Raw genomic sequence first — 12,896 nt, forward strand, 5'->3', positions numbered from 1 at the left:
CTGTTCATTTCCGCACCCGTCGCTTTTTGATCGCCGTGAGGTTCTCGATCCATGGTTCGATATCGTAGGCTTCTGCGGACAGCAACACCCCCAATTCCCGAAGCAGATGCAGAACCTTCCCCAATTGCGTTGTGGGTTTGCCGGCTTCGACATCGGTGATGAAGCTAGGCGACAGACTCGTTCCACGTGCCACTTCGTCACGGGTCAGTCGTTGAGACAAGCGGGCGGCGCGTACAAGTTGCCCAAGCGTTTCAGCGTCGGAGATGCGAACGATCATGGCGCCATACCTTAGAGGACCGGACTCGATCATAAAACGTCCGCTCGGCTCCTTTATGGCGATTTCAGGAGGGAAAGTTCCATAAAGGATACGAGCGGCTACGGTAGCCCTTATGGTTTTAAGCTGAATACGCCATAAACCACTGCCACAGCGCTCCCCCCATCAAGTACGCACCCAGCACGACCAGCACGCCAAACGCGAGCCTTCGGGTGGCTTCCGTCGACAACGGCGGCGGGAAGCGCCGTGCCGCGATCGTGCTCAGGGCCACGACCGGGAAGGCCAGTGCGGCCTGCAGCCACACGTCGCCGGCCAGCTCGCCTTGCCAGGCGCTGTAGGCGGTGCGGACGGCCGAAGTGGTGGTGAAGACCAGGATCAGCGCGCAGCGGATCTGCACCATGTTCAGCGGCTGGCGATAGAACTGGAAGATCAGCGGCGGCCCCGAGACGCCGAACAGGCCGCTGAGCAGGCCGCCACAGACGCCGCTGACGAAGAAGCTGCCGTCGCCGGAGCGGCTGGGCAGCGCGGCGGGGCGCAGCGCGGCGCCGATGCCGCCATACAGCACGACCGCACCGAGCATCAGCTGCAGCACGCCGGCGGCGGTGCCGCTCAGATAGTGCAGCAGCACGACACCGGCGACCACCGACGGCAGGATGCCGAGCGTGGCGGCCCGCACCGCGCGCCAGTCGATATGGTGCAGCTTGCCGGGCAGCGCCAGCGCGCCGTTGGCGAGCGTCAGCAGGCTGACCAGCGCGGCCAGCGTGGCGACCGGTGCCAGATGCAGGCCGCTGGCCGCGCCCATCACGATCAGACCCATGCCGAACCCGGTCACGGTCTGGAAATAGCTGCCGAGCCCGAGCAGGGCCAATACCGGCAGCAAGGTTTCGACATTCATCGGGACTGCGCGGCTCCCGATGGTGGCGTGGCGGAAGGCAGGTCGATGGGCAGCGCCATCTGCGCGCGGGCATCGGTATCTTCGAGGTCCGCGGCCTGCGCCTGCACCACGGTCACCGCGATCACGTGGAAGATGTCGTCGGCGCTGCAGCCGCGCGACAGATCGTTGGCGGGGCGCCGCAGGCCCTGCAGCATCGGCCCGATCGCCACCGCGCCGCCGAGGCGCTCGGCGAGCTTGTAGCCGATATTGCCCGCCTCCAGGCTCGGGAACACCAGCACGTTGGCATGCCCGTGCACCTGCGACGCCGGCAGCTTGCGCTCGGCGATCTCGGCGACGATCGCCGCATCGAGCTGCACGTCGCCGTCGATCGCCAGGCCGGGCCGCAGCGCACGCACCCGCTGCGTCGCTGCGGCGACCTTGTCCACGGCGGCGTGGTGGGCGCTGCCATTGGTCGAGAACGACAGCATCGCCACGCGCGGCGTTTCCATCAGCAGGCTCTGCGCGCTGTCGGCGGCGGCCATCGCGATCTCGGACAGCGCCTCGGCGTCCGGGTCGATCACCAGGCCGCAGTCGGAGAAGATCAGCCCGCCCTTGAGCGAGTGGAAGGGCTCGCAGAACATCATCAGGAAGAAGCTCGATACCAGCCGGAAGGACGGCGCGATACCGATGACCTGGATCGCGTGACGCACCACGTCGGCAGTGGTATGGACCGCACCGGCCACCGAGCCGTCGGCGTCCCCGGCCCGCACCATCAGGTTGGCGAAGCATAGCGGCGCCAGCACGTCGCGTTGCGCCTGCTCGGGCGTCATGCCCTTCGATCGGCGCAGCGCCAGCCATTGCCCGGCGTAGCGGTCCCGCTGCGCAGCGCTGGCCGGGTCGACCACGTCGATGCCGTCCAGCGCGATGCCGTGCCGCTCGGCGGCATCGGCAATACGGGCGGCATCGCCGACCAGCACGATGCGCGCGATGCCTTCTTCCGCGGCGCGCCGCGCGCCCTGCAGCACGCGCGGGTCCTCCGCCTCGCACAGCACGATGCGCCGGGGGGACGAGCGCGCGCGCTCGATGATGCGGTGGATCGCTTTCATGGCGGATACGGTGAATAAAAAAGCGGGATGAAACGTACCGAAAACGGGATCTTACCGAAGCATAGGGCGGCCGGCCCTATCGGTCAACAAAAATCTCGAAAAACGGTACGTTAGATGCACTAAAACGGGACGGAAGGGGCCGTCATGGTGCGAGCGACGAGCGCGCGCGGCTGGCCGCAGGGCCGAATACGGTGCCGTTCAGCGGCCGGTCAGCGCTTGGACCCACGATTGCCGCCCAGTGGCACTATGGCGCGCGCCACCCGCTGCCTACGATAGCGCTACCCAACGTGCAAGGCGTTGGCCGCCGATTGCCGCCACGATGCGGCGACGGCCGATCAAAGGACGCGACAGCCGTCCACTGCAAGGAGACATTGGCATGCGACCTGCTTCCAGTCTTCCCCTCCTCGAGTAGGCACCTCGCCGGTGCCTGGATTCTCCGTGCCGCTCCCTGGCTCCCTGCCGCGGCACGCAACCTGTCTTTCTTGAGGAATACGACGATGCGTTGGATCGAGCGTTGGATCAAGCAGTTCGCAACAGGCGCAGTGCTGGCCGCCGCCGTGCAGACGGGCGCGCTGGCACAAGCGAAGGAAGTGGTGATCGCCTACCAGGACATGGTGGTGCCATGGCGCCATGTGCAGGACGCCAAGGAGATCGAGAAGCAGACCGGCTACAAGGTGTCGTTCCGCCAGTTTTCCGGCGGCGGCGACGTGATTCGCGCGATGGCGTCGGGACAGATCGCGATCGGCGAGGCCGGCACCTCGCCGATTGCCTCGGCACTGTCGCAGGGGCTGGACGTCGAGCTGTTCTGGATTCTCGACGACATCAACGCCGCCGAGGCGATGGTCGCGCGCAACGGCACGCGCATCGACAGCGTCGCCGATCTGAAGGGCAAGCGCGTCGGCGTGCCGTTCGTTTCGACCACGCACTATCACACGCTGGTCGCGCTGGAGCAGGCCAAGGTCGATCCGAAGCAGGTCCGCATCATGAACATGCGGCCGCCGGAAGTCGCCGCGGCCTGGCAGCGCGGCGACATCGACGCGACCTTCATCTGGGACCCGGTGCTGGCACGCATCAAGCCGACCGGCAAGGTGCTGCTGACGTCCGGGCAGATCGCGCAGTCGACCGGCAAGGCCACCTTCGACGGCATGATCGTCAGCAAGAAGTTTGCGCGCGAGAACCCGGACTTCATGGTCAAGTTCGTCAGGATGCTGGCCGCCGCGGATGACAGCTACCGCAAGAACAAGGCCGCGTGGACCGCCGATTCGCCGATGGTCAAGACCGTCGCGAAGGTGTCGGGTGCCAGGCCCGAGGACGTGCCGGGCAGCATGTCGCTGTACGCGTTCCCGACGCTGGAGGAGCAGGCTTCGGCGCGCTGGCTCGGCGGCGGCGCGGCCAAGGCCCTGCAGTCGGCGGCGCAGTTCCTGAAGGAGCAGGGCACGATCCAGACCGTGCTGCCGGACTACTCCGCCGGCGTCAATGCCGAGTGGGTCAAGCGGGCGATGCGTTGAGCCGCCGTCTGTCCAGTTCTTTCAGCGATTCGCCAACGACCCCACAGGGAACCGAGATGGCCAAACTCGAAATCGACAACCTCAGCGTCAACTATGGCGGCGCGGGCGGCACGCAGACGCTCGCGCTGTCGCAGGTCAACCTGACCATGGAGCGCGGCGACTTCGTCGTCGCGCTGGGCGCCTCCGGCTGCGGCAAGACCACGTTGCTGTCCTGCATCGCCGGCTTCATGCAGCCGTCGGAAGGCGAAATCCGCCTCGATGGCCGCGCCGTCAACGGGCCCGGCGCCGAACGCGGCGTCGTGTTCCAGAAGCATGCGCTGATGCCATGGCTCAACGTCGCCGACAACGTCGCGCTGGGTTTGCGCATGCGCGGCGTCGGCCGTGGCGAGCGGCTGCGCATCGCACGCGACAAGCTGGCGCTGGTCGGGCTCGAGCATGTCGCCGACAAGCCGGTCTACCAGCTGTCGGGCGGCATGCAGCAGCGCGTCGGCATCGCGCGCGCGCTGGCCAACGATCCGGCGGTGATGCTGATGGACGAACCGCTGGGCGCGCTCGACGCGTTGACGCGCGAGTCGATCCAGGCGCTGATCCTGCAACTGTGGGCGCGCGAGCAGAAGATCGTTTTCTTCATCACGCACAGCGTCGAGGAGGCGCTGTTCCTGGCCACACGGCTGATCGTGATGACGCCGTCGCCGGGCCGCATCGCCCACACCTACGAGCTGCCGTATGCGCGCCGCTATATCGAATGCGGCGATGCCCGCGCCGTCAAATCCGATCCGGATTTCATTCGCCACCGCGAAGAAATCGTCGACCTGATCCATGCCACGCCACAAGGATAAGCCGATGCCTGCCACCGTTCAGAGCCTGCCGGGCGCGACGCGCGCGCCGGGCGCCGTTGTTGCCAACGAGATGTCTTCCACCACGACGACCGCCGCCGCGGCCCCGGCGGCACCGGCAGCACCTTCGGCGTCAGCACGCAAGATCCGCACGGTCTCCGGTTACCGGATGCCGGGCGAGGGCTCCAGTTCGCGCATTTCCGCGGTCACCGTGGTGTCGCTGCTGGTGCTGTGGTGGGTCGCCAGCCATTTCGGCTGGCTGCCGCCGCTGTTCCTGCCGACGCCGGAATCGATTGGCGCCGCCTTTGTCGATGCGTGGAACGGCAATGTGCAGGGCGGCCTGCCGCTGCTCGACCATTTCTGGGCCAGCATGGTCCGCGTGTTCGGCGCCTTCGCGCTGGCGGCTGTCACCGCGGTGCCGGTCGGCGTGCTGATGGGCGTGTCGCGCATCGCGCGCGGCGTCTTCGATCCGCCGATCGAGTTCTACCGGCCGCTGCCGCCGCTGGCCTATCTGCCGCTGATCGTGATCTGGTTCGGCATCGACGAGACCTCGAAGATCCTGCTGATCTTCCTGGCGTGTTTTGCACCGATGGCGATGTCCGCGCGCGCCGGCGTGCGTTCGGTGACGATCGAGCAGATCAACGCGGCCTATTCGATGGGCGCCACGCCGTGGCAGGTGATTCGCCATGTGGTGCTGCCCGCCGCGCTACCGGACATCCTGACCGGCATGCGCATCGCGATCGGCTTCGGCTGGACCACGCTGGTCGCGGCCGAGATGGTGGCCGCCACCGCGGGCCTGGGCCAGATGGTGCTCAACGCGTCGAACTTCCTGCGTACCGACGTGGTGGTGATGGGCATCGTGCTGATCGGGCTGATCGCCTATGGCTTCGACCTGCTGATGCGCGGCGTCGAGAAGTGGCTGGTGCCGTGGAAGGGAAGGGCTTGAAGGGCGGATGCGCGATGCCGCTGGACTACTTCCCTCTCCCGCGAGCGGGAGAGGGAACACCGCATCGACGCCGGTGCGCCTGCCTCAGAACGTCGAGGCCAGGTCCGCCGCGGCCTGCTGCAGCCGCGGCACGAATTCCAGCGAACGCGACAGCGGCGAGCGTACCGTCGGCGCATGGACGGCAAGGGCGGCCACCACCTGTCCGCGCTCGTCGCGCACCGGCACCGCGACGCAGCTGATGCCGGCGACGAACTCCTCGTTGTCGACGCCGATCTGCTTGTGCGCGCAGCGGTCGAGCTCTGCCTCGAGCAGTTCGACATCGGTGATGGTGTTCTGCGTGAAGCGCTCCAGCGGCAGTTGCCGCACCAGCGCGCGGCGCTGTTCGCGCGGCAGCAAACCGAGCAGCAGCTTGCCGCTGGCCGAGCAGTGCAGCGGCACATGGGAACCGGGCTTCAGGTCCAGCCGCAGTGGCCAGGGCGCCTCCATGCGGTCCAGGTAGAGCACCGCGCTCTCGTGCAGCATGGTCAGGTTGACGGTCTCGCCGATATCCTCGACCAGCCGCGACAGGATCGCGTGGCGCAACTGGCGGGTGCCGGAATGCGTGACGATGGCCACGCCCAGGCGTGCCAGCCGCGGACCGACCGCATAGGCGTTGCGCGCGCCGGGTTCGCGGATCACCAGCCCGCCGGATTCGAGTGCGCCCAGCATCCGGTGCAGCGAGGCCTTCGGCGCCTCGAAGCCTTGCATGATCTCCGCCAGCGTCAGCGGCCGGTCCGCGGCGACCAGGAATTCGAGCAGCGCGAAGGCGCGCAGCGTCGGCGTGTCGCCGCGGTCGTTGGCCGCTTCGCTGGGCGGCGGCGGGGGCGGCACCGGGGCGGGCCGCGCAGCGGCCTTGGCCGCTGCGGCTGGATTGGCCTTGGCGGCTCCGCGCGCGCGCGGAGCGGACGTCGCGGCGGTGGTGGCGGTTTTCAAAGCGATTCCTCCGTTCCGGAAAACGAGACAAAGCGATTGTACTTCCGGATTGGGTGTGCCGCCATGCGACCCCGGTACGGCACGGCGGCGGTCCGCGCCTCAGGCCCTAACGCGCCAGCTGCAACGTCACGATCCCCGCCAGTACCAGCGCCGTCGCCAGCAGCCGCCGGCGGTCGAACGGCTCGCGCAGCAGAAAGTGGCCCAGCAGCGCGGCGAAGATCACGCTCGATTCGCGCAGCGCGGCCAGCTTGGCGACCGGCGCCAGCGTCATCGCCCACAGCATCAGCGCATACGAGCCGACCCGGTTGATGCCGCCGATCCACGCGCGCTTCCACTCGGTGCGCAGCAGCGTCAGCAGCGTGCGGCCGCGCCGGACCGCCGCGTAGCCCGGCATGAACAGATGCGACAGCGTCTGCAGCCAGACGATGTACGAGAACACCTGCCCGTGGCGCTTGACCGCGGTGCCGTCGATCACGGTGCCGCCCGCCAGGCACGCGCCGGCCAGCAGCGCGAACCCCATCAACTGCGGCGATTGCGTGCGCCACCGCACCAGGCTGACCAGCCCGCAGCAGATCAGCGCGATGCCGGCGTAGCCGCCGGGACCCAGCCGCTCGCTGCCCATCGCGAGCAGCAGCAGCGCGACCATCATCGGCGCGCAGCCGCGCATCAGCGGATAGGCCTGGCTGAAGTCGCCGCGGTTGTAGGCGGCCACCAGCGACAGCTTGTAGACGACCTCCAGGCAGACCGTCGCCAGCAGGAAGGGCCAGACCGCCGGCGCGGGCAGCGGCACCAGCAGCAGGAAGGGCAGCGCCGCCAGCAGGCAGAACGTATCGATCAGCGCCATCGACGACAGCCGGTCGCCGCCGATCTTGACGATCGCATTCCAGGAGGCGTGCATCACCGCGGACAGCATCACGGCGACGAACGCCATCCAGTGGAAGTCGGCGGGAAGGGTCATGCCGCCCTGGCCAGCTGCGCCGCCATGTCGATGCCCATCTCCTGCAGCGTCAGCCCGATCGCGGACACCACGTTGCGCATTTCGTTGTCGTCGATCGCGCCGATGCAGCCGACGCGGAAGGTCTCGACCTGGGTCAGCTTGCCCGGATAGGGGATATAGCCGCGCTCGCGCACCTTTGCATAGAAGGTCTTGAAGTCATAGCGGGGGTCATCGGGCGCGTGGAACGTCACGATGATCGGCGCCTGTACCTCTGGACGCAGGAAGGGACGGAAGCCCAGCTCGCGCATGCCGTCGACCAGCGCGGCGCAGTTGCGGCGATAGCGCGCGCCGCGCACCGCTTGTCCGCCTTCGGCCAGATACTGGTCCAGCGCCGCGCGGAAGGCGGCGACCACGTGCGTGGGCGGCGTGAAGCGCCACTGCGTGGTCTTCTGCATATAGGCGTACTGATCGTACAGATCCAGCGCGAGCGAATGGCTGTTGCCCTGGCTGGCCTCCAGCACGTCCTTCCTGACCAGCACGAAACCCATGCCCGGCACGCCCTCGATGCATTTGCCGGTGGCCGCCACCAGCGCGTCGAACGGCATCGTGCGCGCGTCGATCTCGATCGCGCCGAACGAACTCATCGCATCGACGATCAGGCCCTTGCCGAGCCGCGCGCACAGCTGCGCGATCTCCGGCAGGGGATTGAGCACGCCGGCACCGGTCTCGCAATGGACCTGCGCCACATGGGTGATCGACGGGTCGGCGGCCAGCGCGGCCTCGATGGCCGCCGCGCTGGCGGGCTGGTCCTCGGGGATAGCCAGTTCGACCGCGGCGCGGCCGATCGCCTTGCAGATCTTCAGGATGCGCTGGCAATAGGCGCCGTTCTGCGGCACCAGCACCTTGCCGTCGCGCGGCACCACGTTCGCCATCGCCGCTTCGACGGAAAACGTGCCGCTGCCCTGCATCGGCACGCAGACATGGGTGCCTTCGCCGTGCACGATGCGAACCAGATCCTCGCACAGGCTGCCGGTGATGGCGTTGAAGGCGGCGTCCCACGAGCCCCAGTCGCGCAGCATGGCTTGCTTGGTCGCGAGCGAGGTGGTCAGAGGGCCGGGCGTCAGCAAGATGGGGTCGTTGCCGCGAATCATGGTCGAATCTCCTGGCAGGGTGTGGTGGAGCGGGAATCGTCTGTGGGTTGTCGGGCTCAGTCGGGCTTAGTCGGGCTTAGTCGGGCTCAGTCCGGCTCAGTCGCGTTGGCCGGCGCCGCGCCATGCCTGCGTGCGGCGCTCGAGCCAGCGCTGCAGGCTGTGGTATGCCAGGCACGCCGTGGCGCAGGTCAGCACGACCAGGGTCGCCATCGCCGCGGCTGGGCCGATATCGCCGGATTCGTCCAGATTGACGATCTCGACCGAGGCCAGCTTGGTGTCGGCGCCGTACAGGAACACGACCGCCGACACGGTGGTCATCGCATTGATGAACAGGTAGCGCGATATCTCGACGATCGCAGGCAGGCAGGCCGGCACGGTCACGCGCAGGAAGGTGGTGTAGAACGGCACCTTCAGCGAGGCGGAGACCGCCTCGAATTCGCCGTCGAGCTGCTTGAGGGCCGTGACGGCGGTCAGGTGGCAGGACGCGTAGTAGTGGACGATGGTGACGAGCACGAGGATGCCCAGCGTCTGGTACAGGACGTGGAGCGGATTGGCGGCCGGCACGAAGAAGAAGATATAGCCCAGCCCCAGCACCAGCCCCGGCACGCCCATCGGCAGCACCGCCATCAGCCGCACGAAGCCGCGCAGCCACTGCAGGCCGCGCGTCTTCTCCAGCAGATAGGCGGTGGTGAAGATGAACACGGGCCCGATCAGCGCGCAGGCCAGCGCCAGCTTCAGGCTGTTGAACCAGGAGGCGACGACGCCGCCCTCCACCAGTCCGACCCGGTAGTGGTTCAGCGACAGCGAGAAGTTGTAGGGCCACAGCTTGACGAACGACGCATAGATCGCCATGCCCATGACGGCGACCATCAGCGCGGCAACGAGCCAGCAGAACGCCGCCATCGCGAGGTCGAAGCGGCGGCTGCGGCGGGGGACGTAGGGCACCGAGCGGGCCGACATCTGCGCCAATTGCCGGCGCTGCACGCGCGCGTCGATGCAGTAGGTGATCAGCACCGGTACCAGCAGCATCAGCGCGACCACCGCGCCCTGCGAGAAGTCCTGCATGCCGACACCAGCTTGTAGATGTCGGTGGCCAGCATGGGGAAGTTGCCGCCGATCACCTTCGGGATGCCGAAGTCGGAGATCGCATAGGTGAAGACGACCATCGAGGCACTGACCAGGCCATACCGCGCGGCGGGCACGGTGATCGTGAAGAACTTGCGAATCGTCGATGTCCCCAGCGCGTCGGCCGCCTCGTACAGCCTGGCATCGGTCAGCGACAGTGCCGTGATCAGGATCATCAGCGCATGCGGGAAGGTCGCGAACACCAGCGCGCCGACCACGCCGAGCGGCCCGTAGATCTGCACGTCGCCCATATGGGGCTTGAGCAGCCCCTGGTTGCCGAACCAGAAGATGAACGAGATCGCGGCGAGCAGCGATGGCGCCAGCAGCGGAATCAGCGCGAGATTGCGCAGCAGGCCCTTGGCGCCGATGCGGCTGCGCGTCAGCGCGTAGGCGAAAGTCAAGGCGAGCGGCACCGTGATCGCGGTGGCCAGCGTCGATACCCAGACGCTGTTCCAGACCGAGCGCCACAGCGCCGGCGTCGTCAGGTACGCGCGGAAATGCGCGATGCCGGCCAGCGTGCCGTCGCGGTTCTGCACGCTCTTGGCGAGGATCATCACGATCGGCGCCAGCACGAAGCACAGCAGCGCCAGCGCGGCGAGCCACAGCAGTGCGTGGGCAACGCGGTCGGTCCAGTGGGTACGGACCGTGCCGCGGATGGCGCCGGATGCGATGGCGCCTGATAGCGGTGTGACGGGCGGAACGGTCGTCTTCGACAGGAGCAGGCTCATGGCTGACGGAACACGCGCAGGCGGTCGGCGGGAATGGCCAGGCGCAGCGGATCGCCGGCGCTGGGACGCAGTTCGTGCATGTCGTTGAGCGACAGGTCGGCATAGAGCGGCGCCGCCGCGGCGCCACCGTCAGCCAGCTTCAGCGTCAGCCGCGAGAAGGCGCCGAGGAACTCGATCTTGTCGACGGTGGCGTCGAGCACGTTTTCGCCCTGCTGGTCGCAGCCGCGCACGCAGACATCCTCCGGCCGGAAGAAGACCTGCACGGTGTCATCGGTACAGCAGCCCGGCGGCGCGATGCATTGCAGGCGCCGTTCGCCCAGCCGCAGATGGCCGTCGCTGCCTACCGTCGCGGGCAGCATATTGGTCTTGCCGACGAAGTCCGCCGCGAACGGCGTGGCCGGGCGCTGGTAGATCTGCGCCGGCGTGCCGATCTGCTCGATCGCGCCGTGGTTCATCACGACGATGCGGTCCGCCATCGACAGCGCTTCCTCCTGGTCGTGCGTGACCAGGATCGTGGTGATGTTCAGCCGCTGCTGCAGCGCGCGAATCTCGCTGCGCAGCCGCACCCGCACGCGCGCGTCGAGCGCGGACAGCGGCTCGTCGAGCAGCAGCAGGCCGGGCGAAGTCGCCAGCGCCCGCGCGATCGCCACGCGCTGCTGCTGCCCGCCGGACAGCTGGCCGGGATATTGCGCGCCGCGCTCGGGCAGGCCGACCAGGGTCAGCAGCTCGGCCACGCGCGCGCGCCGCAGCTCGCGCGGCATGCGGCGGTTGACCAGCCCGTAGGCGACGTTGTCCGCGACCGTCAGGTTGGGGAACAGCGCGTATGACTGGAACACGATGCCGTAGTCGCGCTCCATCGGCGGCAGCGTCGAGATGTCACGCCCCGCCTGCATGATGGTGCCGGCGGTCTGCGATTCGAGGCCGGCGATGATCCGCAGCAGCGTGGTCTTGCCGCAGCCGGACGGGCCGAGGAAACACAGCAGCTCGCCCTCGCGCACGTCGAGGTCGACATGTCGCAGCGCGGTGAAGCCGTCGGCGCCGCCGAACCGCTTGTGGATGCCTCTGAGGCTCAGATAGCTGTCGTGCCTGCCGGGGGACGTGGACATGGATGTGGGCTCCATCGGGTCAAACGAAGGCGGCGCGCCTGGCGGCCGCGGCGAGCTGTCGAGAGCGCGGCGTCCTACTATTTCTCGGCCTTGGCGCTGTAGCGCTTCTGCCATTCGGTCAGGACGCGCTCGCGGTGCTTCGCGATGTAGCCGAAGTCGTTCTTGACCAGCATCTTTTCGTAGCCGGCCGGAATCGTCTCGATCCTGCGGGCCACGCCGGGGTAGGCCACGATAGCCCAGTCGCGGGCGAACAGCTCGTTGGCTTCCCTGCTGGCGAGCCAGTCCAGATAGCGCTGCGCGGCCTCCTGTTTTCTGGTGCCCTTGACGATCGCGGCGGCCTCGATGTCGTAGCCGAGTCCTTCGCGCGGGAAGATGATGTCGATCGGCGCACCGGCGGCCTTGGTCTTGTGCGCCCGCAACTCGAACGAGATGCCGATCGGGAATTCGCCGGCGCCGGCCTGCTTGCACGGCTTCGAGCCCGAATGGGTGTACTGGGCGATGTTCTCGTGCAGCGCGTCCATGTACTTCCAGCCCTCCTGCTCGCCGAACAGCTGCAGCCACGCGGTCACGTCCAGAAAGCCGGTGCCCGAGGAGACCGGGTTGGGCATCACGATCATCCCCTTGTAGATCGGCTTGGCCAGATCGCGCCAGGTCTCGGGCCGGGGCAGGTTGCGCTTCTTCGCTTCGATGGTGTTGAAGCAGACCGTCGCGCCCCAGACGTCGAGTCCGACCCACGATGGCGGCGTCGCTTTGTCGCTGTAGTCGCGCGTCAGCCGTTCGAAACCCTTCGGGCTATAGGGCTGCAGCATGCCTTCCTGCTTGAGCAGCTCCAGGCTCGAGGCGGCGAGGCCGGCGATCACGTCGGCCTGCGGGTTGGCCTTTTCGGCGAGCGCCTTGGCGGTGATCACGCCGGTCGAGTCGCGCACGTACTTCAGTTCGATATCGGGGGCGACCTTGGCGAAGCCCTCGGCGTAGGGCTTCAGCGTCTCGATTTCCCAGGCGGTGTAGACGGTCAGCGTGGTCTTCTGCGCGAACGCGGCGCCGGTCAGAACAAGGGCGGCCGTGGCGGCGAGGGCTTGCTTGGCAAGTGTCATGGCGGTTCTCATTGTGGGGCTCCTTGTGGCATTGTATGTGCCATGTTGTGTCAATTTGGTGAATTACGTGCAGTGCCACACGAAGCCATGCACCACCTTGAATCACCGCGAAACCCTTGTGTAGCAACACCTGCAAGACATATGCCCATACGGAACCGCGCTTTTTTCTCCGATCCAGCGCTCCGCGGCGTCTTGGTTTGTTGACAATATACAAACCGCTTGCTTTAATCGCAACCAGC

11 protein-coding genes and 1 pseudogene are annotated in these 12,896 nt (G+C 67.5%); 3 read left to right on the forward strand and 9 right to left on the reverse strand.

Translation table 11 applies throughout. The features are described from left to right. Positions 1 to 4: 4 nt before the first annotated feature. The 3 genes from FOB47_RS03470 to pta form a co-directional block, all read right to left on the reverse strand. Entirely contained in the window at positions 5 to 277 is a 273-nt protein-coding gene (locus tag FOB47_RS03470) for a helix-turn-helix domain-containing protein (RefSeq protein WP_144425972.1), read from the reverse strand. Positions 278 to 395: 118 nt separating this feature from the next. Then, a complete protein-coding gene (locus FOB47_RS03475; protein WP_053824193.1) occupies positions 396 to 1,169 on the reverse strand; it encodes a sulfite exporter TauE/SafE family protein in 774 nt (257 codons plus the stop codon). After that, positions 1,166 to 2,254, reverse strand: a complete 1,089-nt coding sequence (pta, locus tag FOB47_RS03480) for a phosphate acetyltransferase (protein ID WP_082371789.1) — start codon at positions 2,252 to 2,254, stop codon at positions 1,166 to 1,168. Before pta ends, FOB47_RS03475 begins: the two co-directional genes overlap by 4 nt. Positions 2,255 to 2,751: 497 nt before the next feature. Here pta and tauA point away from each other — a divergent pair, with 497 nt between their 5' ends. The 3 genes from tauA to FOB47_RS03495 all read left to right on the forward strand — a co-directional run bounded on the left by tauA (position 2,752) and on the right by FOB47_RS03495 (position 5,544). After that, complete coding sequence (tauA, locus tag FOB47_RS03485; RefSeq protein WP_174779961.1) at positions 2,752 to 3,762, forward strand: taurine ABC transporter substrate-binding protein; 1,011 nt, start codon at positions 2,752 to 2,754, stop codon at positions 3,760 to 3,762. 56 nt (positions 3,763 to 3,818) lie between these two features. Beyond that, positions 3,819 to 4,601 carry a taurine ABC transporter ATP-binding protein gene (locus tag FOB47_RS03490; RefSeq protein WP_053824191.1) on the forward strand — a complete coding sequence of 261 codons (783 nt, stop codon included), beginning with the start codon at positions 3,819 to 3,821 and terminating at the stop codon, positions 4,599 to 4,601. Positions 4,602 to 4,671: 70 nt separating this feature from the next. Next, on the forward strand, positions 4,672 to 5,544 hold the full coding sequence (locus FOB47_RS03495) for an ABC transporter permease (protein ID WP_053824676.1): 873 nt from the start codon (positions 4,672 to 4,674) through the stop codon (positions 5,542 to 5,544). Between the two features lie 84 nt (positions 5,545 to 5,628). On the opposite strand, the gene FOB47_RS03500 is transcribed toward FOB47_RS03495, so the two are convergent. From FOB47_RS03500 to FOB47_RS03525, 6 genes and pseudogenes are all read right to left on the reverse strand, one after another. Next, positions 5,629 to 6,414 carry an IclR family transcriptional regulator gene (locus FOB47_RS03500; protein WP_170292912.1) on the reverse strand — a complete coding sequence of 262 codons (786 nt, stop codon included), beginning with the start codon at positions 6,412 to 6,414 and terminating at the stop codon, positions 5,629 to 5,631. 208 nt (positions 6,415 to 6,622) lie between these two features. After that, the gene (locus FOB47_RS03505) at positions 6,623 to 7,474 is read right to left on the reverse strand and encodes an EamA family transporter (protein WP_174779962.1); all 852 of its coding nucleotides are present in this window, start codon (positions 7,472 to 7,474) and stop codon (positions 6,623 to 6,625) included. Next, positions 7,471 to 8,604, reverse strand: coding sequence for a 2-aminoethylphosphonate--pyruvate transaminase (locus tag FOB47_RS03510; protein WP_174779963.1), 1,134 nt, complete (start codon positions 8,602 to 8,604; stop codon positions 7,471 to 7,473). The genes FOB47_RS03505 and FOB47_RS03510 overlap by 4 nt, the downstream gene beginning before the upstream one ends. A 96-nt stretch (positions 8,605 to 8,700) precedes the next feature. Beyond that, positions 8,701 to 10,457, reverse strand: a pseudogene (locus tag FOB47_RS03515) (putative 2-aminoethylphosphonate ABC transporter permease subunit). Beyond that, complete coding sequence (locus FOB47_RS03520; protein ID WP_174779964.1) at positions 10,454 to 11,563, reverse strand: putative 2-aminoethylphosphonate ABC transporter ATP-binding protein; 1,110 nt, start codon at positions 11,561 to 11,563, stop codon at positions 10,454 to 10,456. The pseudogene FOB47_RS03515 and the gene FOB47_RS03520 overlap by 4 nt, the downstream one beginning before the upstream one ends. A gap of 77 nt (positions 11,564 to 11,640) precedes the next feature. Beyond that, positions 11,641 to 12,669 carry a putative 2-aminoethylphosphonate ABC transporter substrate-binding protein gene (locus FOB47_RS03525; protein WP_390884803.1) on the reverse strand — a complete coding sequence of 343 codons (1,029 nt, stop codon included), beginning with the start codon at positions 12,667 to 12,669 and terminating at the stop codon, positions 11,641 to 11,643. Positions 12,670 to 12,896: the final 227 nt, after the last annotated feature.

The sequence above is a fragment of the Cupriavidus gilardii genome (assembly GCF_013347325.1).
Taxonomy (GTDB): domain Bacteria; phylum Pseudomonadota; class Gammaproteobacteria; order Burkholderiales; family Burkholderiaceae; genus Cupriavidus; species Cupriavidus gilardii.